We start from the raw sequence: 23,297 nt of genomic DNA on the forward strand, positions 1-23,297 counted from the left end.
GCAGTTAGCTTAACGCAAGGGTGTCCGTGGCGACGCGGAATCTGAAGGAAGCGAGCGGCAAACTTCCGGTTTGAGGAACACGAACTTCATATGAGGCTAGGTATCACTGGGTGAGTTTGCACAACAAAACAAAGCCCTTTCTGCCGAAGGTGATACAGAGTAAATGAAGCAGATGGATGGAAGGAAAGATTACACTCTTACCCGGGGAGGTCTGGCTGGCACGCCAAGTAACCTTGGTAACCTATCTAGTGATAGATAGCTGAACAGTCAGAAGTCAGCAGAAGTCATAGTACTCTTTCAAGCTCGAGATGGAAGAGGAAGGACTGAACAATTAAGGAGAACGAATCGCTAGGCGTTCATCTTCTGTGTGGAAGCAGACAATCCGATAGGACTTACTTGAAGGAGGAAGTGGTGAATCCCACGGGGGACTTCAAGAGGGTGGAGCAGAAGATGGCACAAATAGAAGAATTCGTTCACGTGGAGAGGATATCAATGTTGATGGAAATGATTTTGTCACGGGAAAATCTCCTGGCGGCACTGAAACGAGTCGAACAGAATAAAGGAAGTCACGGAGTAGATGGCATGTCCGTAAAAGACCTACGAAGACACCTCTACGAAAATTGGGACTCCATTCGACAGTCGTTGAGAGAAGGAACCTACAAGCCCTTACCCGTCCGTCGGGTCGAAATCCCGAAACCGAACGGTGGAGTAAGGCTTCTAGGGATCCCTACCGTGACGGATCGTTTCATCCAACAAGCGATTGCCCAAGTTTTGACGAAAATCTTTGATCCGACCTTCTCGAACCATAGCTATGGTTTCCGCCCAGGCAGAAGGGGACATGATGCGGTTAGGGAAGCAAAGGGTTATATCAAAGAAGGATATCGTTGGGTAGTCGATATAGACCTAGAGAAATTCTTTGACAAGGTGAATCACGACAAACTGATGGGGATCTTGGCGAAAACGATCAAAGATCAAATTCTACTGAAGGTAATTCGCCGGTATCTTCAATCAGGCGTGATGATCAATGGAGTGGTAATGGAAACGGACATGGGAACGCCTCAAGGCGGCCCGCTTAGTCCACTTTTATCAAACATCATGCTTCATGAATTGGATAAGGAGCTTGAGAAACGTGGACATAAGTTTGTTCGGTATGCGGATGACTGTAACATCTATGTGAAAACAAAGAAAGCAGGAATTCGTGTCATGAACTCCATTACGAACTTTATAGAGAAGGAGTTAAAGCTCAAGGTAAATAAAGAGAAATCGGCGGTAGACCGTCCTTGGAAACGGAAGTTTCTCGGTTTCAGCTTCACACTCAATAAGACTCCAAAGGTACGGATTGCGAACGAAAGTGTGAAACGTTTGAAGAACAAGATCCGTGAAATTACATCAAGATCGAAACCGTATCCAATGGAGAAAAGGATTGAGAAACTGAACAAGTATTTAATGGGATGGTGCGGATATTTTGCCTTGGCAGAAACACCAAGTAAGTTCAAAGAATTGGATGAATGGATTAGACGAAGGCTTCGGATGTGTTTGTGGAAAGAATGGAAAACCCCGAAAACAAGAATTCGGAAACTCAGAGGATTAGGAGTTCCAAGCCATAAAGCATTCGAATGGGGTAATACACGCAAGAAATATTGGCGGATTGCCTGCAGTCCCATTCTACACAAAACCCTCGACAACTCCTATTGGAAGCGTCGAGGGTTAAGAAGTCTATTCGAAAGATATCAAGCACTACGTCATACTTAATTGAACCGCCGTATACCGAACGGTACGTACGGTGGTGTGAGAGGTCGGGGGTTAGTCACCCCCTCCTACTCGATTTATTTTACAACCAATCTTGGCGCCGCCATAATGAGAATAACAGTAACGACAGCGCATAATACAAAGGCTCCTATCATCGTAATGCCGTTTACGATCAAAGAATAAACGACCGCTGACATTCCTTCTGGTGCATATTCTCCGAAGAAAAAGACACCGCTGATAAAATGCCAAAAATAACGTGCAAAAGCTCCGATGAAGATGCCAAAGATGATGAAAAAAAGAGCAGAGCTTTTCTTTCCATCTTTCAGCTTATTTTGGATAGTTTTACTGAAAAGACCGGCTAAACCGATAAAGGAAAAAGCTAGGAAATAGTCGATGAAACCTTGAACAGGCGTCAGGATGTATGCATCACCTAATACAATTTGCAATAATCCCCATAAAAGGCCGGAAATGAAGCCAATCTTTGCACCGGATCGAAACGATAATATGAGTACAGGCACCATGGCAATTGATATAGAAATGGCTGATGATAATTGAATGGAAGGGAGAAGATCAAGTATAACTGCCAATGCTGCAAAGATTGCTGCTTCTATTAATAGTAATAAACGATTTTTTTCCAAAAATAAAACCCCCTGTATATTATTTGCTATCAACAAATATCCATAAGGGGGAAAAAGGCTGTATCATGGATCAGTTACTTCCACATCCCTACGCTAGCATTAACTAACAGGTTCAAAGGGTCTGGACGAAATACCCGTCCACTCTCAGCATATAGCTCCCCTTGTGGATCTGTTGATATTCGAATCTTATGTCTATCATAATAGACTATAAGAAAATTGTCATTCTTTTTTCGCTATATTCAAATATTTAAACACGATAAAGCTGAAATGCAGCCTTTGGACAAAAAATAATGAAAAAAGGGCGTTTATAATAAGAACTTTTTTCAGAATGGGGGTTTTGATTTGAATCTTAATCGTGAGCGTTATGAAGTAGTGGATGTGGTGCGGGGGGCTGCGATATTTGGAATTTTACTTGTGAATATGGCGCATTTCAGCTATCCAGATGTATATTTATACCAAATAGGCAGCGAAAATTTTTTTACTGAAACATGGAGAACATGGGATTTTCTAACGAGAAATATTTTGGAAATATTTGTGCAAATGAAGTTTATTACAATGTTCTCATTATTGTTCGGATTTGGAATCATCATCATGGAGGAACGGGCTTTAGGAAACGGCAGGAACTTTGTTTCTATATATATACGCAGACTGGTGGTGCTTTTTGTATTTGGACTAATTCATTCATTTTTCATCTGGGATGGAGACATTTTAATGGATTATGCTGTGCTGGGGTTTCTTCTCCTTTTTTTCCGGAAGTGTTCCTGGAAAACCCTTTTGGTATGGACTGTATGTTTATTTAGTTTATATTTGCTCCTTATTGGTTTGATGACGGCTGTATCCAATGGTGAGGATGCTTTAGTCCAAAAAAGAGAGCAGGCTGCCTTACTGGAAGAGGAGGCAAGAAACGCAATCCATTCATATCAAAACGGAAGTTTTACTGATATTTTCCATCAGCGTATTCATGATCGGCTTTTTTACATGTCTATGTCTGGCATGTGGCCTTTTCAACCGCTTGTCTATATAATAAACATGCTCCCATATATCAGCATGTTTTTAGTTGGCATGATATTTGCGAAACAAAAGCTTTTTCAAGAACCGGAGAAGCATCGAAGGTTATTAACAGCCATCTGGTTTTTCGGGCTTATCATTGGGCTTCCGTTAAATATTTTTGCGGTCACCGCTGAAAATAGTTTTTACATGGTGTTCGGTGCACCATTTCTCATGTTGTTTTATGTGATCTCTCTCATATTTTTATATTTTCACCCAATCTGTCGGCAAATTGTTAAGAAGATTGCGCCTGTTGGACGCATGTCATTGACAAATTACATCATGCAATCTGTTATTTGTACATATCTTTTTTATCATTACGGATTGGGATTGTACGGTAAAGTATACCCCTTCGCCGGTTTTTGGCTTGCACTCGCAATTTTTGCCGTGCAGCTTATCATCAGCCATATTTGGTTTAAATATTTTCAATTAGGGCCGTTGGAGTGGGTATGGAGAACAGCGATGTATTTCAAGCGCCAGCCTATTCGCATGAAAAAGGAAGTTTCGAAGCATAATAACAGATCAAGATGAATTGTAAAAATGTAGTTTCAAATCTCAGATTTTGAGTTTATGATAGCTCTTTCTTTTTGAAAATAATTTATAGTATGATGGAACAAAGGAGTGTCTAGGCAACATGTTTCTACAAGCAATTTTTATTTTTTTGCTGCAATTATTGTATGTACCAGTATTGACGATCCGAACTATTTTGTTAGTGAAAAATCAAACAAAGGCTGCTGCTGGTATAGGTTTGCTAGAAGCAGCGATTTATATTGTCGCTTTAGGAATAGTTTTTCAAGATTTATCTAATATTTACAATATTAGTGCATATATTATCGGTTTTGGTGCAGGGCTGTTGTTGGGCGGTGAACTGGAGAAAAAGCTGGCTTTTGGATATGTAACATACAATGTGAATTTAATGGATAAAAATTCCGGATTAGTAAAAAAATTGAGGGAGGCTGGTTTTGGGGTTACGGTCTTTCAAGGAGAAGGAATGAATTCGATTAGGTATCGTTTGGAAGTTGTTGCCAAACGGTCTCGGGAGGAAGAATTTTTAAAACTTGTCAATGAAATAGAACCAAAAGCGTTTTTAAGCTCATATGAAATTCGTTCTTTTAAAGGCGGATATTTAACAAAAGCGATGAAAAAGCGGGTAAAGCGTTTAGAAAAAGAACGAACATAACGGTCGAAGGGAGGATGAAGCGTGGATATATTTGCACAAATTGCTGAGGATCGGATCAAAAAGGCATATGAAGAGGGAGAGTTTAAAGAACTTCCCGGGATGGGGAAGCCTCTCCCGCATGACGATTTGTCTGATATTCCGGAAGAACTCCGAATGGCTTATCGTCTTTTGAGAAACGCCGGTATGGTCGATCAAGAAAATGACTTGAAAAAGGAACTATTAACTATTCAAGATTTACTAAAATGCTGTGAAGATGAAGCAGAAAGGAAAAAATTACAACAAAAGCTGTCGGAAAAACAATTAGCATTGGAACGAATCGTGAAGAAAAGGAATATATTCAACACATCTGCATCTCAATTTTATAAAGATAAAGTTTATAAAAAGCTTATTTGACGTTTTCGAAAAAGAATGGTGCCTTTATTTTCGCCATTCTTTTAAATTTGCTGTTTTTTCAAGGCTTCTCTATGGAAGACATAATATAAAGCAAGATTGAAAAAGCCTAAGAAAATGACTATCACCGAAAGCGGAAGCTCCTTTGCAAAACCGACCAAAATTCCAGACAATAAACAGAAGAGAGCAACGAATAAATAAAAATATTTCATAAGTGTCACGACCATTTTTTTGACCCCCAAACAAAGAAAACGTTTTCTTTTATTATAAATCATTTGTCACAAAAACGAAACAAAAAATTCACATTTTGTTCAAAAAATAGACACCGTTTTGACAAAAAGTTATTATACAAAAAGCAGCTTATACTGAATTTATAAAGCTGCTTTAAAGTAAAAACGATTTCTTCTGAAATCTGGCATCTAAACAACAAGGAGGTCTATCTTTATTTTTCTCCTGCAAAAGAAAAAAGAGAATGATGAAAATGGAGCGCGTACACGATTCGCCTGCTTTAGAATCCAAGCTAAACCTCTGATGGATGGCAGATTGGGCGGTTCCTAATGTGACTCGAACATCGTTTTGAGAAGCGTATAGAACCACATATAACAAATCAACTGAAGCAAGCTGATGAGGACAGCAGCTGCGAGTTTTCACAACACTTCAACATCGCTAAGTTAAACACTAATTGCCGTCATTTGCACAAGCCCATTCGCAACGAGCAGCAGAAAGCTCAATTCACTTAAAGAGTGCTCTTTCGTAGGTTCCCCAATTCCTCTGCAATTGCTTGCATTTCGCTGGGGCTGAAAGTATTTTTTTTCATTACATGGTCATAAATTTCTTTTAGGTCTTCATACATATTTACATTAAAATGTGTTGGTTGAACTGCACTGATGTTGATCATATTCAATTTTTCTGTAATTTTTTTAATCATGTATTCCATATTTTCTGCTGATTTTTCACATAAATTCAATTGATTTCATCCTCTCGTTTTTTTATTTGTTTCATTGTATCATGTATTATGAAAGATTGAATATTATGAGAAAAAAAATTGATCTTTCCAAACTATTCTTTGCAGCTTATGAAAAAACGATTGAAGCAATGGTTTCAGGAGGTTTCAGCAATGATAAAAGTACTTTTTGTTTGTTTAGGAAATATATGCCGTTCGCCAATGGCTGAGGCGGTTTTTCGTGATTTAGTTAAACGGGAAGGTCTGGAAGATAAAATTTTTGTCGATTCAGCGGGAACGGGAGGCTGGCATGTAGGAAGCCCGCCGCATAGAGGGACTCGAGAAATATTAGACCGTTACCAAATTTCTTATGAAGGTTTAAAAGCACGTCAAATTCATAAGAATGATTTATCAGATTTTGATTATATTATTGCCATGGATGGAGAAAACTTAGGAAATTTGCGCCGGATGGCAGGATATAACAATACGGGTGAAATCAGTCGTTTAATGGATTTCGTACCAGATGCTGATATTTTGGACGTCCCTGATCCGTATTATACTGGGAACTTTGAAGAGGTTTATGACATGGTTGTCAAAGGCTGCAAAGGGCTGCTCCAGAAGATCAAAGAAGAACACCATCTTTCGTAGAAGAGGTGAAAGTCAAATGAAATCGCAAAATAAATTGTTAAAAGGGCTGTTCATCGGAGCGATCGCAGGCGCAGCGCTTTCTTTATTGGATAAAAAAACAAGGGACGATGTAATCAGCAAAAGCAGATCAGCTTTTAGCAAAATCAAGCAGTGCGCAGAAAATCCGATGGAGATTGCTGATAAAACAAAGGAAAAAATGAACTCTGTCAAAAGAACAATCGAGCAAACAATCGAAGATATTGAATTTGTTTCTGAAAAAGTGAAAGAATTAAAAGAAACGACACCGAAAGTAATGGAAATAATGAAAGAAGCAAAAGAGAAATGGAAGGAGCGCCTTTGACAGAAACTAGTTTGAAATGAGGTGCCAAGATGGATGACCACATCAACCTTCTTCAAATCGCTAAAGAGCTTTTTAAACGGTTTAAAGAAGATGAAATATCAAGTTTAGCTGCGGAGTTAGCCTACTTCTTTCTTTTGTCTCTTTTTCCATTCCTTATTTTTTTAATGAATCTCCTTGCATATTTGCCCCTCTCTTCAGATGTTGTTCTTGATTTTGTCGCACAATATGCACCGGGAAATACAATGAAATTGATCGAAAACAATGTGAGGCATATTATTGAAACTCAAAATGTGACCCTTTTGTCGTTCGGAGTCATTGGAACAATTTGGTCTGCCTCAAATGGGATTAATGCGATTGTCAGAGCTTTTAATAAAGCATATCAAGTGGAAGAAAACCGTCATTTCCTTGTAGCTCGCTTGATGTCTATTTTGTTGACTTTTGCCATGATTTTAGTCATTTTAGTTGCACTGCTGCTTCCGGTGTTTGGCAGAGAGATAGGCTTGTTTATATTTCGGGCGTTCGGATTTACAGAAGTGTTTTTAACGATATGGAATACGATAAGATGGTTATTAAGTGCTGTTATTTTGTGCATCGTTTTTACAGGACTGTATTTTATTGCGCCAAATAAACGGATGAAAATTTCTGAAGCATATCCAGGCGCTTTATTTGCTACCGTTGGCTGGATTGTTGTTTCTCTTCTTTTTTCTTACTATGTCGGAAATTTTGGGAATTTCAGCGTGACATATGGAAGCCTCGGCGGGGTGATCATTCTTCTAATTTGGTTTTATCTTTCCGCGGTTATTATTATATTAGGCGGGGAGATCAATGCAATTTTATCAAAAAATTCCAATAATTAATAAAGGCCGCCATTTATTTCGAAGACTTTTTTTCATTTCACATGGTCATATTAAAAATGAGGCTGAAAAAATTGACGTAACAGGAGGACATACGAGTGGCAAAGCAATCAAAAAAAGGCGGTCAACACAACAAGCAAAACTCAAAATCCAAGCCGAAGCATAAAACAAGCGGAAGTGCGAACGGCCAAAACGGCTACCATTAAAAGAGATATTATCAAGCGCATTCCTCGGGCTGTCGACTTTTTCGACAGCCCGGGTTTTTGTATTCAGCAAGAATTTAGCTATGTTTGCCATGAGTTCAGAGCTTTAATTTTATATTAAATAAAGTTCGGCAATAGGTGAGTGTCTGCGTGTTGAAGCTTCTTTTTTTTGCGGGAATGTTCGCATCGGACCTCCGGCGGCGGAAGGCTTCTTTTGCGTTTTCTACTCAGCCATTTCTAAATATCGATCATAAATAGAAGCATAAATGTGTTCAATGTCCGCATCCGTCATGTACATAAGCGTTTCCCGATCAATATTTCCTATTTTTTCAATAAAATCAATCATATTTTTTCTTTCCTGCCGTTTCATCATTTTTCCCCTCTCCTCTATAATGTTATGATACAGTTTTTTTATTTTGAAACTATTATATAACAGATGGAGTAGATGTTCAACTTATTTTTTAATTTTTTTCCCGCAATTTGTATTAATTGCAATTAAAAAAATTAATCAATTACAATAAAATTGTAGATATTAATGGAGGAGATGATACAGCATGGAATTTCAAATGAAGGAAATTGGATATAAAACAACTTTTGAATACGGAGAACTGCATGTGGCAGGTGATGTTACATACGGATTCCGTCCATTTCAATTGATGGTTTCCGCCATTGCTGGCTGCAGCGGAAGTGTTTTCAGAAAAATTTTAGATAAAAAAAGAATCGTTTATGACGATATTACGATTCAAGCTGAAGTTGAACGGAACGAAGAAAAAGCGAACAGAATTGAAAAAATTCATCTTCATTTCATCATTTCAAGTTCCAGCGAGGATTTGGACCGTGAGCAAATTCAAAAATGCTTGGAGCTGGCGCACAAAAATTGTCCAATGGTTCAATCAGTAGAAGGCAGCATCAACATTACGGAAACATTTGAACTAAAATAAAAGCTTTTCTGAGCAAAAAAATTGTTTTTAGAAAAAAATGTAATACAATAAATGTGTATAATTCCGATCTGATTTCTAGGAGGTAATGTGATGACACAAACGAAGCTTGCCCGCCAGGCCGAATATGAAATTGATTCTATTTATTTAAAACGCTGGTCTCCGCGTTCGTTTTTAACTAAAGAGGTCCCGGAGGATGTGTTACTAAGCCTTTTTGAAGCAGCACGCTGGGCGCCTTCTGCTTTCAATTTCCAGCCATGGCGTTTTATTATCGCTCGCACAGAGGAAGACCGCAAAAGATTTATGTCATTCATTGGCGAGTTTAATCAAATTTGGTGCAAAAACGTCCCGGTTTTTGCCTTGATTATTTCTAAAAAGACTAGCGAGCGGGGGGAAATCGGCTCCCACGCCTTTGATGCAGGTGCAGCTTGGGGCTATTTATCATTAGAAGCAACAAGAAAAGGCTTGATTACGCATCCGATGACAGGCATAGACTTTGAAAAAGCACGTCAAGTTTTAAACATCCCTGAAGAGTATGCAATCAATGCGCTCATTGCAATTGGCTATCAAGGGGAAAAAGAAGCTCTGCCGGAAAGCCTGCAGGAAAGAGAGGCACCAACCCCTCGTCGTCCTATAAAAGAATCCATTTTTGAAGGCCTTTTTGGCGAATCGCTGAATGAATAAAAGTTTCAACAAAAAAATAGAAGCAGATGATAGAGATCTGCTTCTATTTCATTTTTATGAAGAGGAATTGTGGCATTGCCGATTTACCACATTTAGTTCTGAAAAATTTCCTTTCAGTTATTACGCTAGAGTCGAAGGTGTAAAAGTTCGTCCGGCAAATTCAAAAACAAATAGTTATACGGCCTCGCTAAAACGGCGTTTATGTTGGATTGTAAAGTAGGTGATCGTTGCGAGAACAAACACGATCATAAAAGTGAGCAAAATAAATGCATTTTGCCACATAAACGCATAATCGCCGCTCGAAATGACTGAACGGAAGCCGGCTACGGAATATGTCATTGGCAGCCAGTTGTGGAGCGGCTGCAACGCTGTTGGGATTAACTCTAACGGGAAGGTACCGGCGCTTGTAGTTAATTGTAAGATTAAGATAATGATTGCTAAAAATCTTCCCGGATCACTTAACGTTGTGACAAGCAGCTGAATTAACGTCATGAACGTTAAGCTTGTGATGATCGTAAATACGATAAATCTCGCAATACTTTGCACTTCAATGCCTACTCCTGCTAGTAAAATTGTATCGGCTATCAACGATTGCATGACGCTGATCATAACGAGAACACCAAACTTGCCAAAAAACCAACTCATTCCCGTTTTAGGTGTAGTTGCTGGTTCACGAAGAGGGTACACAATTGTTACGAGCAAGGCGCCGACAAACAATCCCAGCGATAAGAAGTACGGAGCAATCCCCGTTCCATAGTTAGGAACTTCGTTTAATTTTTCGTTTTTAATTTTAATAGGTTTTGCAAACATATCGTATATTTCTTTGTCCGCTTTGACGTTGCTGGCATCTTTGGCTCCATCGTGCAATTTTTCTGCCAATTCATTAGAACCTTTATCCAGCGTCGTCATTCCTTCCGTCAATTGACCAGACCCGTTAGAGAGCTGCTCGATTCCGTGTGAAAAGTTCCCTAACCCATTTGTGAGTTTTTCCATTCCGTTTGCTAATTCGCCGGAACCAGCAGCAAGCTGATTAGTGCCATCTTGCAGTTGATCAGAACCGGAAGCGAGATCATGCAAGCCGGCTGATAATTGTCCGCTTCCTTCCATCAGCTGGGTTATTCCGCTTTTCGCTTCATTCATTTTTTCACCGAATGTCGATAATCCTTGGGAGAGCTCCTTCTGTCCGCCAGCTAATGATTCGGCACCTGCGGTGAGCTGCTCCTGCCCTGCTACTAGTCGTTTGAGACCGTCGCTTAAAGCGACTGTTCCGCTATGCAATTGCGCTGATCCAGAAGAAAGCTGATCAGCTCCATCTTTCAATGCTGCAGCATTTTCGGAAAGCTGGCTTATACCGCTTGTTACTTGTTTGCTTCCATCCGCCAGCTGCCCTACACTTGCACGCAGTTCTTTGAGTGCCGTTTTTTGCTGCGGATCAGACGTTTGAGCGATCATAGCATCAAGCCGGGCTGTCAGCTGTTCCAGTCCGGCACTCACCTGTGCCGCTCCCGTTTTCGTTTGTTCTGCTCCCTTAGCCCATTGTCCGAGTGATGACGACAGATTGCTGGCTCCGCTTCGTACTTTCTCGGCTCCGTTTGCGAGCTGAGGAGCTTTTTCATTTATTTGTTTCATTCCATGAAGTGATTGCTTTAATCCATCCGCCAGCTGCTGAGAACCATTTCTTGCCTTTTCTGCACCATCGAGCAATTTCTCTTGGCCTGCAATCAATTGTTCAAGACCAGAATTAAAACGGTTCATTCCGCTGTTCAGACGCTCGGCTCCGGAACTAGCGGATTGCAGCCCATTTTTAAATATCAATGATTTTTCAGCCATCGTTTTTAAATGTCCATATATTTCTTGAACTCCTTGTTCCGCAGAGAGCGCGCCGTTGTACAGCTCTTGTGAACCATCTTTGGCCGAATCAACCCCGTCCTTCAGCTTTATTGCTCCTTGTTTTGCTGAATCAATGCCGTCATGCAGTTTCTTTGCTCCTTCGCTTGCCGATTCGAGCCCTTCTGCCAGCTTCTTAATATTTTGGAACATTGTTTCGGCATATGTTTCCGTTAATGTATCACCAACTTCTTCTTTCAGTTTTTCAATGGTTTTATCCCCGATTTGTGCTGCGAAAAAGTTCATGCTCTCATTCGGCATATAAATGAGCTCCATTTTTTGAGGGTGTTCGTCCTTTATCGTAGTTGCATGCTTTGAAAAGTTTTCTGGAATTTTGATAACTAGATAATATTTCCGGTTTTTTAATCCGTTTTCCGCTTCTTTCTCGTCAACAAATTCCCAAGAAAGCTGCTTTTTCTTTTTTAGATTTTCCACTAGATCGTCGCCGATCTTTAACTTTTCCCCATTCAATGTTGCCCCTTTGTCTTGATTGACTACAGCGACCGGCAATCTCTCTAAGTGGCCATACGGATCTCCAAATCCCCATATAAACATTCCGCTATACATAATGGGGATAAATAAAATAGCGATAACAGGAATCAAAATTTTCCGATTCGCTACAATCATTTTTAGCTCATGTAAAAATAATGAGATTCCACGCAACGGTTATCTCCTTCCTTTTTCGTACTTTTGACCATTTTGCTCATTTAGTCATTTTATGATAAAAGAAGAAGGACTATCTATTTCGACAATCCTTTTAAAAAATACAGCTCAAATAATTCTGCGATTTTCTCCTTTGGCAGCGGCTCATGTTCCTTTTCCCAATCAAAGTTTAGGGCGATATACATTTTTAACATTAAAAAGGCGGTGATTTCGGAATCACAGTTGCGAATTTCTCCTTTTTTTATGGCGTTGTCAATTTTTTCGCGGATAAAGGCGATAATCGCCCGATCCAATCTTTTCATCACTTCTTGAACGGCCGGAGTCCCGATATCCCGAATTTCTTGGAGAAGCTTAATTGTTAGTGGATGTTGCTTTCGAAACTCTGCAATGCGATATAAAGCGCGATGGGCGTTTTCAAGAAATGGACGATCGGGGTCCATTGCATGCTCTGCCGTTTCTTTTATTTCTACAATAACTGAGGAAATAATTTCGTCTAACAAATCCTCTTTGCTTTTAAAAAACGTATAAATTGTTCCTTTGCCTACATTCGCGAGTTTCGCCACTTGTTCTATCGTCGTTGCCTTATACCCGAATAAGGAAAAAGATTTTGTCGCCGCATCAATAATATTTTGTTTTCGATCGATAGCCATGCTCCTCATCCTCTTGATTGACTAAATGGACATTTTGGTCATTTCGTTAAAATTATCATACTATATTGCCTGATTAAAATAAAGGGGTTTTTTTACAAAATGATCGACAGGCTTTACACATGCGGCTGTCCTCATTTTTAAAAAGGGAAGAAGGTCCAAGCACGGTAACGTTGTGAAATGTTTGCAAAAACCACCACGTTATAGTATACCGTCAATCATCCGAAGCTGTACTTGATGAAAGGTTTCTACTTCATACATAAGATTGGGGAACGAGAATTTTTTTCTTGCTGTTGTATTTTTTAGATTTGAGTATTTTGCACATTGTGTCCTCTATATGATAGAGCAGAAGGAACAAAATAATCAATTACCAAATAAACTAAAATCCGTTTTCAACGAATTGGAAATCTTGAAACATCTTCGAAAGGCAAACATCCAAAAAAATCTCTGATTCACCTGTTCTTATTTGTTTCAACTGGTGTTTTGCCTCATTTTCCAACAGAAGAACTGGTTCCGGCTTTTGGACTCTAAAAAAGCGGATCAGCTGCCAGTCAAGGATGCGGTCTACCGTTTCCTCAACCATGGCGCCGTTCTACTTTCCTTTAGTTCCTCGGTCATTGCCATGGTTAGTAGCCTAACAGATAAATACCGGGTAAAAGTATTCATTATTGATGATTCGATGTTTGAACGGAATCGCAGTAAGAAAGTGGAACTGCTTGCACGTTGTATGGATCACTCGTCGCTCCGGAAGCGATTCTATAAAGGCTTTCGTATGCTTACTTTAGGCTGGTCTGACGGCTACTTCTTTATGCCGATTGACTTTTCTTTATTGAGCTCCAAAAAGGCTCAAATCAATGGGATTTCAGAAAAAATAGATAAGCGTACATCAGGGGATAAACGCCGTGTTGAGGCATTACAGACAGCACCAGAACAAATCCCTGCTATACTTGAGCGTGCCTTGACCGCAGGGTTGGAGCCCGTTACGTCTTGATGGATACATGGTTTACTCAACAACCTCTCATTCAAGCAATCGTGGAACAGGGACTTGATGTGATCGGCATGGTGAAAGCGACCAATCAACACTATCTCGTAGGGGGCAGAGCCGTCTCTTTAAAAGAACTCTATCGATTGTCTAATCCGGTTCAAGGAAAGAAAGGAATCCTTCGTTCCATTCACACGGTGATGGCAAATGGAATACCAGTTAAAGTGGTCTTCATTCAAAACCGAAACAAGAAAAACGAATGGGTGGCCATTCTTAGCACCGATTGTACCCTGACAGAACAAGAAATCGTGCGCATCTATGGAATACGCTGGGACATCGAAGTATTTTTCAAGACGACTAAGTCACTGTTGCGCCTTCAGGAAGAATTCCAAGGCCGTTCTTTCGACTTGCTTATCAGCCATACCAACATTGTGTTTACTCGTTACATCGTTCTCTCGTGGCAAAATCAATGTAACACGGATGATCGGACCATTGGCGGTCTCTTTTATGAACTATGCGATGAAATCAATGAACTGGATTGGGCTGTAGCTTTACAGCAGTTGATCGAGCTTCTTCAAGATACCCTGAAAAAGATAAATAAAATGACAAAAAAATCATTGAAAGTCAACTACAGCAATGGATTGCAGGCCTTCCTAGTTATATCAAGGCTTATTTGCCAATTTCTATCTGCGAAAGTTGAGTTAGTAATTAAAATAAAATCAAAAATAAAGGAGAAAATGGATATGACTATTACTAGCAATTATCTTCATTCCCCTGCACTTAAAACAGTACAGGGGAATGTTGTAAAGATTTTATACAGCGAAAATGTGTATCAATCTATTTTCCCAGTAGCCTATATATCAGCACAATACCAATTAATAACACGGGTATTTGAACCGATAACTTAATTAAGCTATTTGTGAATATATACTCACCTATTAAAACGACTAATCCTGCAAAAATTGCAGATATAATAGCTTTTTTCATAATTTTCAACCCTTTTTATTGAAGTAAGACAATAGGAGGATATTTATTACCATAAGTATATTTAACATAAATCGGGACACCTGTTATATACTCAGATATTATGGCTCCTACAACAGCTCCTCCAACTGCGCCAGCTATTCCAAATATACTACCTAGATATGCTGCACCACCAGAAATTCCACCTTTTACTATGGCTCGAACATCAGTCTTAGTCAACCACAGTTCGATTCCCCACCAATGAAATTTAATTGCTCTTTTTCCTTCAGAAGCTTTAGCGTAACTAATAGTTTTAGCTGAAACGTCTTTAGGCATTACAACAACAATATTTCTTACTACCGCTGTATTAGCTCCACTGATGGTCTCTAAATTATTATTAGCTTGAGATACTAAATTGTTAACAATCTCAAAATCTCTTTCAGAAAGAATCTCCTTTAACTTTTTCTCATCTTTCAATACAAATTTATTTTCTTCGACAACAACATATTGATCAGCTGTTTGAATTAGATTTTCTGATAACGATACATTATATCCTTGAGAATAGACGTTTAATGTTCTTGTTTTTCTGCCGCAAACGCTGAGTATGATGGTAATGTACTTCCTAACAAAGATAAACTTAAAGCCCCTAGTAAAATTTTTTTACGCATATTAAATTACCTCCTTAGTATATTAATTTCTATCACACCTTATAGACGTTAATTTTATCAATATAGTTCCATATATTTCATTTTTTTACATAAAAATACCATTAAATAAAGTATTCTAGAACTTTATTACTGGTAGACTAAATACCAACAAACTCGAAAATCCTTAAAAGAATGAAACTAATTACAATGCCTTAATGGATAAGTGACCTTTATTTTTTCTCTTTCAGTAGCTTACTTAACGCTTGTTCCCAAAATGGAATACCGTCTACAAAACCCGCTTCTTTGCAACGTCTCATCTCATTTGTAATCTTTTGAATGGCCTTCTCTAATTTTTCCATATTTACAGCAATCGTCCGGGACGCCGATCTATCATGCCCTGTCTGAATTCAAGGGATGGTAAAAAAAGGTATACATATCGGTCTGTCATGGCAAGGGATGATAGTCCAAAAGCGCTTACAGATGAAATTCAAAAAAATGGTTCGCTAACCTATGACTTACATCTGTTTTCAGCGAATCAAAAAAGTTCCCACAAAGTCTTGACTGACTCTTTGCAAAATGCTCGATTTATCAAAATATAGTGCTTATGTCAGAATAAAAATAATTTTTACGGACAAATTTTTTCCATAATTGTAAACGGCCTTTTTTAGAAGGAAGTGTTTATTTTAAACAACTTTTGTTAAAATAAGTAAGCAAAGTTTTCGGGAAAATTATTGCTAAATATGGGTGGTGAGCTTTATGTTCAATCGTATATTATCGACCTTGGTTGTTGTTGGATTGCCGTTGTCCGTTATTGGCAGTTTGATGCATTGGAATGCACTGCTTCTATTTGCAATTTATTGTTTAACGATTATCGGACTTGCCAGTTTTATGGGAAGAGCGACAGAAAGCTTGGCGATTGTGGCAGGTCCACGAATTGGCGGACTGTTGAATGCGACTTTTGGGAACGCTGTTGAGCTCATTATTTCAATCTTTGCGTTAAAAGCAGGTTTAATTTCAGTTGTTTTAGCATCTCTCACAGGTTCTGTAATCGGCAACTTGCTGCTTGTTGCAGGTTTATCGTTTTTTGTCGGTGGATTAAAGTACAAGCGGCAGAAGTTTAATGAATACGACGCAAGACATAATTCTGGATTGTTAATGTTTGCGGTCATTGTTGCCTTTGTCATTCCAGAAGTGTTTGCACAAACAATGAATGATACGGACACATTGACGTTAAGCATTGGCATTTCCATCATTATGATCGGGCTCTATTTAGCCGCGTTGTTTTTTAAATTGGTAACCCATCGGGGAGTTTATCAGAAAAAAGAGGAGCAGATCGAAGAACACGAAAGCCCGGAATGGTCTGGCAAGATCGCAACCATCATTTTGTTTTTGGCAACAATTGCGGTTGCATATGTTTCGGAAAATCTTGTACATACGTTTGAAACGGTCGCACATGAACTTGGCTGGAGTGAATTATTTATTGGGGTAATTGTCGTTGCCATTGTTGGAAATGCAGCGGAGCATGCGTCTGCGATTATTATGGCTTACAAAAATAAAATGGATGTAGCGGTTGAAATCGCCATCGGATCAACCTTGCAGATCGCCATGTTTGTTGCGCCTTTGCTTGTATTAATTTCGCTTCTGTTTTCAGAAAAAATGCCGCTCGTCTTTACACTTCCTGAGTTGATTGCCATGGCGACAGGAGTACTGCTCATGATTGTAATTTCCAATGACGGCGATACGAACTGGTTTGAAGGGGCTACTTTGCTTGCTGCTTATGTCATCATGGGGATAGGCTTCTATCTATTATAGAAAGATATTTTGCGGATAAAATACAAATAGCTTGAAAAAACTACAAGCAAAGGCTACTTGAAAGGAGATAACCACATGAAACAGCTAATGACGTTATTTATTTCAGTCATGCTTGCATCGGTTTTTTCAAGCTTAAGCTTCGCTGAAGCACCAACTATCCCCAAATCGGTGATGGATATTTCAAAAGAAAATACGTATCCAAATCCGAGTCAAAATCTTCCTTATTTACAGCCAAGTGAATTAACAAAAGAGTTAATCAAAACATCCAACGTCCCGATTGAAAATCCTGTTTTAATTAAAATGTTAAATGAGTCTTCCATTACACCTTCTCCAACCGCCATAGGATATAGAGCCGCCATTTACTTGGGACGGTGGGCATTGAATTATGAATCTGAGGAAACAACAGTCAATTGGGAGTATCAAAAAATCAATACAAACTTTTTTGACAATCGAGGCGGTAAGTCGCCCGTTCAAATTAGCTATAAACAGGAGGCACAAAAACGGGTAAAAGGAGGATTAACCGCTAGAATTTCTGATCATAAAGATGTCAAAAAATTGATGCTGATGAAGGCGGCAAAGAAATCGAAAATGCCGCTAGCATTTGAAACAATTGTCGGCTTCGGGACGAAAAAAAATCAAGTATATAATATCCCGCCGAAAAAAATGGGGTATTTATACGCATACGTTCCCGCTGTCAACGAAAAAGGAAAAGTCACTTACGGAGAAGTGTATTTAATGTTAAAGGGAAGCAAGAAGCAAATTGTTGTCAAAAATGTTACGCAACAAGGCATTGGAGCATGGATTCCTGTGCAGGATCGGGCATCCTTCCACTTTCTTATTACCAATCAGCCTAGATAATAGAAAAGGGCGGGCGAAAGGCAAATATATTGCCGAAAGAAGCCCAAGCCCTTTTATTATATGCGCGCTTTTCTTTTTGTAAAATCTAAGTCTCGGTAATAACTATTTTTCACTAAAAGATTCGGTCCAAGACACGCTACGTTTGGACAATGGCAATTCAGCTGTTGGGCAATCGGGGATTGCATCCATTTTTCATAGGCTGATAAAAGAGTATCTTTTTTGATGTTTCCAAGCGGCGGTACATCGCCGAAATCTGTCACAATAATGTCCCCTGTAAAAATATTGACATTGAGACGGGATCTGCCGTCAGGGTCATTTCGAACAGTCACGTTTTTGCTTTCTCTCAATCGCTTCAGCAATGCTAAATCTTCCTCATTGTCGCTGCAAGCGTAAAACGGGAGTGTTCCAAACAGCATCCACACTGATTCGTCGCGGATATCCAAGAGCTTATGAATTGCTTCGCGTATCTCATCCAAGCTGAGCGTTTCAAGATTGCTAGCGAAATCACTTGGATACATTGGATGCACCTCATGGCGTTGACATTTCATTTCGTCTACAATTTGTCTATGGATTTTTTCAAGATGAGGAACCGTCCGTTTATTCAGCATCGTCTCCGCTGAAACAATTACTCCCGCTTCAGCCAGAGCTCTAGAGTTTTCAATGATTCGTTCAAAATATTTTGCGCGTTCTTTATATGGAGGCTTCTTTTTCATCATTGCAAATCCGGCTTCAACAAAATCATCGACTGTTCCCCAGTTATGGGAAATATGCAAAACATCTAAATACGGGATAATTTTTTCATAGCGTTTCAAGTCCAATGTTAAATTGGAATTGATTTGGGTTCGTATCCCGCGTTCATGTGCGTATTTTAAAATGGGAACGACATAATTTTCCACAGATTTTATCGAAAGCATCGGCTCCCCGCCGGTAATCGAAAGGGATCGCAATGTCGGCACTTCGTCTAGCCTTTTTAAAAGTAAATCGAGCGGCAGCCCTTCCGGATCTTTCGGAGATAAAGTGTATCCTACAGCGCAATGCTCACATCGCATATTACAGATTGTGGTGGTGGTAAATTCTATATTTGATAATGTTAATTCACCGTATTCCTTCATATCTAAATAAGCTTCCCAAGGGTCATAGGAAGGAGTAATCTTTTTGAGGGTTGTATAAGTTTCCATAAAAATCATTTCTCCTTTAATTAACGTTCTCAAGACATAACGTTCCTTATGACGATATTGCCCTGTTACCTCTACACCGTTTTTTGAATTAATGCTTCCAGCAATGCGGAATACCCTTGAAGCATCAACCGCCCTAGAGTCGCCCCCTAGCTCTTTTAATTGTTCTAAGAAGTGATTTTGTACCGCTTGCCATAACGGTGAAGCTTTGTAAGGAACAGGCTCTTTAAGCCAAATTAAAACCATTTCTTGACCGCTAAAAATGATTATATTCGGCTCTGGAATCGATTGGCCAAAATAATCGTATTCTAATTTGCCGATGATCCAGTTCGAATTATAATTAAACAAATAAAAATCTAAATCAACATATAACGACTTTAATTGCCTTATATTCGTAATTTGTAGGCTAGGCTTATAAAATTGTATTCTAGCTAAAATAAACATCCTCTTCGAGCCATTCTGTTAGTTTTTCAGCCAATTCCTGTGGTTTGTAATGATATTGGATGAATTTACCTTCTTTTTTCTTTGCAACAGTAATCCATCAATCAGAGTTATGATGATGAAACCATGCATGGTATCTAGCGTTATCTAGCCTTTTTGCATTTTCCATAAATATTTTCTGGTGTGCGTAAAATGTTTGTGGGAGAAATTCTTAGAATTCCCGATGAGGGGGGGAACGTAGGTTCGTAATCCCCTCATCGGGGTCACCAAGCGAAAGCGCGGTAGGATCCCAAGCAGGAACATGAAAAAAGGACTCTCTCCCTGATAAGATGATTATTGACCACACTATCAAACAGGAGGAGAGAGTCCCATGAATATTCAACAACATCTTACCACAAATTCGTTGACATGGAAAGAGATCGAACTTGATTTGTTTCGAGCCCTGCAAAACGCCTTCGCCGAGCTGTTTACGGCTTTGTTGGAGGACATCGACCGACAATTGGCGGAAACCCGGGACAAGCGCCGGTACCACTTGAAAGACAAACGACGCACCACGATTCAAACCCTGTTTGGCGAAGTCACCTTTGAGCGAAACTACTATTTAGACCGAGAACAAAACCGTTACACGTTTTTGCTTGACTCCCTTCTAGCGTTTGATGGATCGCAGTCAATCAGTCCTTGTCTAGAAGAAACGGCGGTGGGATTGGTTGTGGAGTGCTCTTCTTATCGCAAAGCGGCTTGTACGCTTGCCCAGATGGTCGGGTATCCGGTGATAAGCCATGAGGCGATCCGCCAGTTGGTGCTCGAAGCCGAAGCTCCGCTGCACTGCCCGGTTGACCAGCAATATGGACGGATGCTGTTTGTGGGAGGCCGATGGACTGTTTGTCTCTCGCCAAGGGAAGAGAAAACGGGCTAAGGAAGACAAATCCTGATCGTTCACGAAGGGTGGAAGCGCAACGGCTCACGGATCGAATTCGTGAATCAGCGCCATTACGTCCATGAGGGCAAGAGGGAGGTGTGGGAAGGCTTCGAGGAATTTTTGATGAACGAATATGCCTATGATCCGTATCGGGATTAATAATGCAGAAAAAATTAAACCTACTATTCAAAACCTAGACAGCAATGGAATCAAACTTCAATTAGATATTGATACAGATGAATATGCTACGGATTTAATTATAGATTCAAATCTAAAAGGTAATGATATAACAGTTAGTTCCGTATTAGATGTTGGGGATAAGATTGAAAAAACAGTATATGATGTAAAAATAATTGAGAATACTGAAGAACAATTTAAAGCTATTTTAATAGAAAAAAATACTGGTGAACAAATAACCATCTCTGAAAATGAAGCTAAAGCATCTGTAATAAGTGTTGTTGTACGTATAATTGGCGGAGCAATTAAGTATGTTTCCAAACAATCAGGTAAACAAGTTACAAAATCAGCTGCAAAAAAAGCTAAATTATCTTTTAGTAGTGGAAGAGCTGGAGAGAAGTATTTAGAAACATTAGTAAAAGTAAGAAGTAAACAAGAATATTTTAGAACTCCTTTAGGTGGTAGATATATAGACGTGCTCGATACTTCTGGAATTGGACATGAATCTAAAGTTGGTTATGTTTCGTTAAATTCAACTATAAGAAAACAGATTGATAAAGACGCCTTATTAATCAAAAAGAAGGAACTAAAAGGTGCTAAATGGCATTTCTTTAGAAGTGATACTACAGGAAAAGTAGGGGCAAGTAAACCTGTACTAAACTATTTGAAATCTAAAGGAATACCTTATAAAATTTATAAATAATATTTAGACTAGAGGTCACTAAAATTAGAATTGTGAATTTTAAGTGTACTAGTTCGTTTTGAATCACATGGGAACCCCTTTCTTTTAATAATAATATATAATTAAGATATAAAAGACAAAATGAATTTTTGGAGGAATACTAAATATGGCTTCCAATGACCGTCTAAATATGACTAATGCATTAAAAAAGATTGTTGTTCCTTATTTAAGAGAACATGGTTTTAAAGGTTCATTTCCACATTTTAGAAGGAAAAATGAAGATAATATTGACTTAATAACTTTTCAGTTTAATCGTTATGGTGGATCTTTTGTTGTAGTTTTAGCTATTTGCCCAATTGAAGGAGTAACAACGAGTTGGGGAGAAGAAATTCCGCCAAGTAAAGTGACTGCACACGATGTAGGTATAGATTACCGATATAGACTCACAGAAAATGTAAAAGAATCCAATGAAACTTGGTTTAACTATGAGGATGCAAAGAATGAAGAAGATTTTGACTTAGTCGCATCAAGAGTGTTGAGTTTATTACATGTGTCAGACAGAAATTGGATTAAGAATCTTTTTAAATAATATAACTACTGATGCTAGTATAGTTTCATGGACACCCTTTAGTGAAATATAATATTAACGAAGGGATGTGTCCTGATATAGGTAACACAAGCGAAAAACGTAAACGTTATCATGCTGAATTTAAGGAAATGGTGGTTGAGCTTTATCAAACAGGAACACTAGTAAAACAGATCTTGATCGAATATAGCCTGTCTGAAACGACATTCTACAAATGGATCAGAAAACAAAAACCGGTTAAGGTGGATGACGGGGGCTCTTTTACCCCGGAAGAATTTCTGAACCTGCAAAAAGAATTGCATCGGCTGAAAGAGGAAAACGAAATCTTTAAAAAAGCTATGGTCATATTCGCAAAGAAGTAGATTCAAACCACTGTTATATCCATGATTGACGAGATAAGAGCCAGACACCATTATGACCTTAAAACCATGTGTACGGTCCTTGGCGTGCCGAGAAGTACCTACTATCAATCCAAACAAAAAACAGAATCAAAAACAAAACGGAAAACCGGGAGCTGACAGACAGAATACGAAAAATCCATACGGAAAGCAAGCAGAGATACGGAGAACCGAAGATCCACCATATGCTTGAAAAAGAATGGCTCAAAGTCAGCCTGAAACGGGTTCAGCATTTGATGAAGGCTGCAGGCATTTATTCCATTATCAGAAAAAAGTATCGCCCCCATTCCAATAAGGGCAAGATGGAAGAACACGATAACCTGCTGAACCAGGACTTCTCAACGACAACCATCAACGAGAAATGGGTTACGGATATTACGTACATTCATACTTTGAGAGACGGTTGGTGCTACCTGGCTTCCGTAATGGATTTACATTCCAGAAAGATTGTCGGTTACGCTTTTGACCGCCACATGACGACTGAACTGGCTTTAAAGGCAGTAGAAAACGCTTATCAGGCACAACGTCCAGGTCCGGGATTGATCTTGCATTCTGATTTGGGATCCCAGTATACAAGCGAGAAATTTGTAGAATACATAGAAAAGAAGCAGTTCAAACACTCCTTCAGTAAAAAAAGGTTGCCCATACGATAACGCCTGCATTGAGTCTTTCCATGCAATTCTGAAAAAGGAAGAGATCTATAGAATCAACTATTTGAACTTTCAAGCTGCCAGAAGAGCCTTATTCGAATTTTTAGAAGGCTGGTACAATCGGAAACGGATTCATAGCTGCCTGGGCTATATGACGCCACAAGAAACAGTAGACAGTATCAAAGGGGCAGCGTAG

At 39.1% G+C, this 23,297-nt stretch carries 22 protein-coding genes, 3 pseudogenes and 1 riboswitch; of the genes and pseudogenes, 16 read left to right on the top strand and 9 right to left on the bottom strand.

The window, feature by feature from the left end:
- Positions 1-492: 492 nt before the first annotated feature.
- Positions 493-1,752 (top strand): group II intron reverse transcriptase/maturase, encoded by a 1,260-nt coding sequence (ltrA, locus tag NSQ94_RS02940; RefSeq protein WP_066251748.1) that lies wholly within the window; start codon positions 493-495, stop codon positions 1,750-1,752.
- A gap of 74 nt (positions 1,753-1,826) precedes the next feature.
- On the opposite strand, the gene thiT is transcribed toward ltrA, so the two are convergent.
- Positions 1,827-2,387 (bottom strand): energy-coupled thiamine transporter ThiT, encoded by a 561-nt coding sequence (gene thiT / locus NSQ94_RS02945; RefSeq protein ID WP_063386779.1) that lies wholly within the window; start codon positions 2,385-2,387, stop codon positions 1,827-1,829.
- Between the two features lie 68 nt (positions 2,388-2,455).
- Positions 2,456-2,559, bottom strand: a riboswitch (TPP riboswitch).
- 170 nt (positions 2,560-2,729) lie between these two features.
- Between thiT and NSQ94_RS02950 the strand changes: the two genes are divergently transcribed.
- The 3 genes from NSQ94_RS02950 to NSQ94_RS02960 all read left to right on the top strand — a co-directional run bounded on the left by NSQ94_RS02950 (position 2,730) and on the right by NSQ94_RS02960 (position 5,007).
- On the top strand, positions 2,730-3,965 hold the full coding sequence (locus tag NSQ94_RS02950; RefSeq protein ID WP_339230073.1) for a DUF418 domain-containing protein: 1,236 nt from the start codon (positions 2,730-2,732) through the stop codon (positions 3,963-3,965).
- A gap of 103 nt (positions 3,966-4,068) precedes the next feature.
- Positions 4,069-4,614 carry a DUF2179 domain-containing protein gene (locus NSQ94_RS02955; protein ID WP_063386777.1) on the top strand — a complete coding sequence of 182 codons (546 nt, stop codon included), beginning with the start codon at positions 4,069-4,071 and terminating at the stop codon, positions 4,612-4,614.
- A 21-nt stretch (positions 4,615-4,635) separates the two neighbouring features.
- Positions 4,636-5,007: a DUF1992 domain-containing protein gene (locus tag NSQ94_RS02960; protein WP_063386776.1), complete on the top strand. Its 372-nt coding sequence runs from the start codon at positions 4,636-4,638 to the stop codon at positions 5,005-5,007.
- A 41-nt stretch (positions 5,008-5,048) separates the two neighbouring features.
- On the opposite strand, the gene NSQ94_RS02965 is transcribed toward NSQ94_RS02960, so the two are convergent.
- Together NSQ94_RS02965 and NSQ94_RS02970 are read right to left on the bottom strand one after the other, a co-directional pair.
- On the bottom strand, positions 5,049-5,231 hold the full coding sequence (locus NSQ94_RS02965; protein ID WP_063386775.1) for a hypothetical protein: 183 nt from the start codon (positions 5,229-5,231) through the stop codon (positions 5,049-5,051).
- A 509-nt stretch (positions 5,232-5,740) separates the two neighbouring features.
- Complete coding sequence (locus NSQ94_RS02970) at positions 5,741-5,971, bottom strand: DUF1128 domain-containing protein (protein WP_063386774.1); 231 nt, start codon at positions 5,969-5,971, stop codon at positions 5,741-5,743.
- Between the two features lie 150 nt (positions 5,972-6,121).
- Between NSQ94_RS02970 and NSQ94_RS02975 the strand changes: the two genes are divergently transcribed.
- From NSQ94_RS02975 to NSQ94_RS02985, 3 genes are read left to right on the top strand one after another with little or no spacing between them, the layout of a single operon-like run.
- A complete protein-coding gene (locus NSQ94_RS02975) occupies positions 6,122-6,595 on the top strand; it encodes a low molecular weight protein-tyrosine-phosphatase (RefSeq protein WP_130156865.1) in 474 nt (157 codons plus the stop codon).
- Positions 6,596-6,611: 16 nt separating this feature from the next.
- Positions 6,612-6,935 (top strand): YtxH domain-containing protein, encoded by a 324-nt coding sequence (locus NSQ94_RS02980; protein ID WP_063386772.1) that lies wholly within the window; start codon positions 6,612-6,614, stop codon positions 6,933-6,935.
- 29 nt (positions 6,936-6,964) lie between these two features.
- A complete protein-coding gene (locus tag NSQ94_RS02985; RefSeq protein ID WP_063386771.1) occupies positions 6,965-7,792 on the top strand; it encodes a YihY/virulence factor BrkB family protein in 828 nt (275 codons plus the stop codon).
- Between the two features lie 423 nt (positions 7,793-8,215).
- On the opposite strand, the gene NSQ94_RS02990 is transcribed toward NSQ94_RS02985, so the two are convergent.
- The gene (locus NSQ94_RS02990; RefSeq protein WP_063386837.1) at positions 8,216-8,362 is read right to left on the bottom strand and encodes a BH0509 family protein; all 147 of its coding nucleotides are present in this window, start codon (positions 8,360-8,362) and stop codon (positions 8,216-8,218) included.
- A gap of 184 nt (positions 8,363-8,546) precedes the next feature.
- Here NSQ94_RS02990 and NSQ94_RS02995 point away from each other — a divergent pair, with 184 nt between their 5' ends.
- Complete coding sequence (locus tag NSQ94_RS02995; RefSeq protein ID WP_063386769.1) at positions 8,547-8,933, top strand: OsmC family protein; 387 nt, start codon at positions 8,547-8,549, stop codon at positions 8,931-8,933.
- Between the two features lie 90 nt (positions 8,934-9,023).
- Complete coding sequence (locus NSQ94_RS03000) at positions 9,024-9,614, top strand: nitroreductase family protein (protein ID WP_063386768.1); 591 nt, start codon at positions 9,024-9,026, stop codon at positions 9,612-9,614.
- A 174-nt stretch (positions 9,615-9,788) separates the two neighbouring features.
- On the opposite strand, the gene NSQ94_RS03005 is transcribed toward NSQ94_RS03000, so the two are convergent.
- Both NSQ94_RS03005 and NSQ94_RS03010 read right to left on the bottom strand, forming a co-directional pair.
- The gene (locus NSQ94_RS03005; protein ID WP_339230075.1) at positions 9,789-12,164 is read right to left on the bottom strand and encodes a YhgE/Pip domain-containing protein; all 2,376 of its coding nucleotides are present in this window, start codon (positions 12,162-12,164) and stop codon (positions 9,789-9,791) included.
- Between the two features lie 77 nt (positions 12,165-12,241).
- The gene (locus NSQ94_RS03010) at positions 12,242-12,814 is read right to left on the bottom strand and encodes a TetR/AcrR family transcriptional regulator (RefSeq protein WP_066247743.1); all 573 of its coding nucleotides are present in this window, start codon (positions 12,812-12,814) and stop codon (positions 12,242-12,244) included.
- A gap of 334 nt (positions 12,815-13,148) precedes the next feature.
- Here NSQ94_RS03010 and NSQ94_RS03015 point away from each other — a divergent pair.
- Positions 13,149-14,493: pseudogene (locus NSQ94_RS03015) on the top strand (transposase).
- Positions 14,494-14,795: 302 nt separating this feature from the next.
- Here the strand turns inward: NSQ94_RS03015 and NSQ94_RS03020 are convergent.
- The gene (locus NSQ94_RS03020; RefSeq protein ID WP_339230077.1) at positions 14,796-15,233 is read right to left on the bottom strand and encodes a hypothetical protein; all 438 of its coding nucleotides are present in this window, start codon (positions 15,231-15,233) and stop codon (positions 14,796-14,798) included.
- A 400-nt stretch (positions 15,234-15,633) separates the two neighbouring features.
- Positions 15,634-15,762: a hypothetical protein gene (locus NSQ94_RS03025; protein WP_339210386.1), complete on the bottom strand. Its 129-nt coding sequence runs from the start codon at positions 15,760-15,762 to the stop codon at positions 15,634-15,636.
- A gap of 397 nt (positions 15,763-16,159) precedes the next feature.
- Between NSQ94_RS03025 and cax the strand changes: the two genes are divergently transcribed.
- Positions 16,160-17,215 (top strand): calcium/proton exchanger, encoded by a 1,056-nt coding sequence (gene cax, locus NSQ94_RS03030; protein ID WP_066247744.1) that lies wholly within the window; start codon positions 16,160-16,162, stop codon positions 17,213-17,215.
- Positions 17,216-17,290: 75 nt separating this feature from the next.
- Positions 17,291-18,073 carry a YfkD famly protein gene (locus tag NSQ94_RS03035; protein WP_094244469.1) on the top strand — a complete coding sequence of 261 codons (783 nt, stop codon included), beginning with the start codon at positions 17,291-17,293 and terminating at the stop codon, positions 18,071-18,073.
- Positions 18,074-18,129: 56 nt separating this feature from the next.
- Here NSQ94_RS03035 and yfkAB read toward each other — a convergent pair whose 3' ends face one another.
- Complete coding sequence (yfkAB, locus tag NSQ94_RS03040) at positions 18,130-19,251, bottom strand: radical SAM/CxCxxxxC motif protein YfkAB (RefSeq protein ID WP_063386763.1); 1,122 nt, start codon at positions 19,249-19,251, stop codon at positions 18,130-18,132.
- 808 nt (positions 19,252-20,059) lie between these two features.
- Here yfkAB and NSQ94_RS03045 point away from each other — a divergent pair.
- The 4 genes and pseudogenes from NSQ94_RS03045 (at position 20,060) to NSQ94_RS03060 (ending at position 23,297) form a co-directional block, all read left to right on the top strand.
- A pseudogene (locus NSQ94_RS03045) lies at positions 20,060-20,767 on the top strand (UPF0236 family protein).
- On the top strand, positions 20,742-21,488 hold the full coding sequence (locus tag NSQ94_RS03050; protein ID WP_339230079.1) for an SAR2788 family putative toxin: 747 nt from the start codon (positions 20,742-20,744) through the stop codon (positions 21,486-21,488). The pseudogene NSQ94_RS03045 and the gene NSQ94_RS03050 overlap by 26 nt, the downstream one beginning before the upstream one ends.
- Positions 21,489-21,633: 145 nt before the next feature.
- On the top strand, positions 21,634-22,056 hold the full coding sequence (locus NSQ94_RS03055; RefSeq protein ID WP_327847651.1) for a DUF4304 domain-containing protein: 423 nt from the start codon (positions 21,634-21,636) through the stop codon (positions 22,054-22,056).
- Positions 22,057-22,121: 65 nt separating this feature from the next.
- Positions 22,122-23,297, top strand: a pseudogene (locus NSQ94_RS03060) (IS3 family transposase).

The sequence above is a fragment of the Aeribacillus sp. FSL K6-2833 genome, assembly GCF_037965815.1.
In the GTDB taxonomy this organism is placed as follows: Bacteria; Bacillota; Bacilli; order Bacillales; family Aeribacillaceae; genus Aeribacillus; species Aeribacillus composti.

Excerpts from the sequence above, each read along its gene's own strand:
- ltrA (WP_066251748.1), top strand. The coding sequence starts at position 493 with ATGTTGATGGAAATGATTTTGTCACGGGAAAATCTCCTGGCGGCACTG.
- NSQ94_RS02955 (WP_063386777.1), top strand. The coding sequence starts at position 4,069 with ATGTTTCTACAAGCAATTTTTATTTTTTTGCTGCAATTATTGTATGTA.
- NSQ94_RS02965 (WP_063386775.1), bottom strand. The coding sequence starts at position 5,231 with ATGGTCGTGACACTTATGAAATATTTTTATTTATTCGTTGCTCTCTTC.
- NSQ94_RS02975 (WP_130156865.1), top strand. The coding sequence starts at position 6,122 with ATGATAAAAGTACTTTTTGTTTGTTTAGGAAATATATGCCGTTCGCCA.
- NSQ94_RS02980 (WP_063386772.1), top strand. The coding sequence starts at position 6,612 with ATGAAATCGCAAAATAAATTGTTAAAAGGGCTGTTCATCGGAGCGATC.
- NSQ94_RS02985 (WP_063386771.1), top strand. The coding sequence starts at position 6,965 with ATGGATGACCACATCAACCTTCTTCAAATCGCTAAAGAGCTTTTTAAA.
- NSQ94_RS02990 (WP_063386837.1), bottom strand. The coding sequence starts at position 8,362 with ATGAAACGGCAGGAAAGAAAAAATATGATTGATTTTATTGAAAAAATA.
- NSQ94_RS02995 (WP_063386769.1), top strand. The coding sequence starts at position 8,547 with ATGGAATTTCAAATGAAGGAAATTGGATATAAAACAACTTTTGAATAC.
- NSQ94_RS03000 (WP_063386768.1), top strand. The coding sequence starts at position 9,024 with ATGACACAAACGAAGCTTGCCCGCCAGGCCGAATATGAAATTGATTCT.
- NSQ94_RS03010 (WP_066247743.1), bottom strand. The coding sequence starts at position 12,814 with ATGGCTATCGATCGAAAACAAAATATTATTGATGCGGCGACAAAATCT.
- NSQ94_RS03025 (WP_339210386.1), bottom strand. The coding sequence starts at position 15,762 with ATGGAAAAATTAGAGAAGGCCATTCAAAAGATTACAAATGAGATGAGA.
- cax (WP_066247744.1), top strand. The coding sequence starts at position 16,160 with ATGTTCAATCGTATATTATCGACCTTGGTTGTTGTTGGATTGCCGTTG.
- NSQ94_RS03035 (WP_094244469.1), top strand. The coding sequence starts at position 17,291 with ATGAAACAGCTAATGACGTTATTTATTTCAGTCATGCTTGCATCGGTT.
- yfkAB (WP_063386763.1), bottom strand. The coding sequence starts at position 19,251 with ATGGAAACTTATACAACCCTCAAAAAGATTACTCCTTCCTATGACCCT.
- NSQ94_RS03050 (WP_339230079.1), top strand. The coding sequence starts at position 20,742 with ATGCCTATGATCCGTATCGGGATTAATAATGCAGAAAAAATTAAACCT.
- NSQ94_RS03055 (WP_327847651.1), top strand. The coding sequence starts at position 21,634 with ATGGCTTCCAATGACCGTCTAAATATGACTAATGCATTAAAAAAGATT.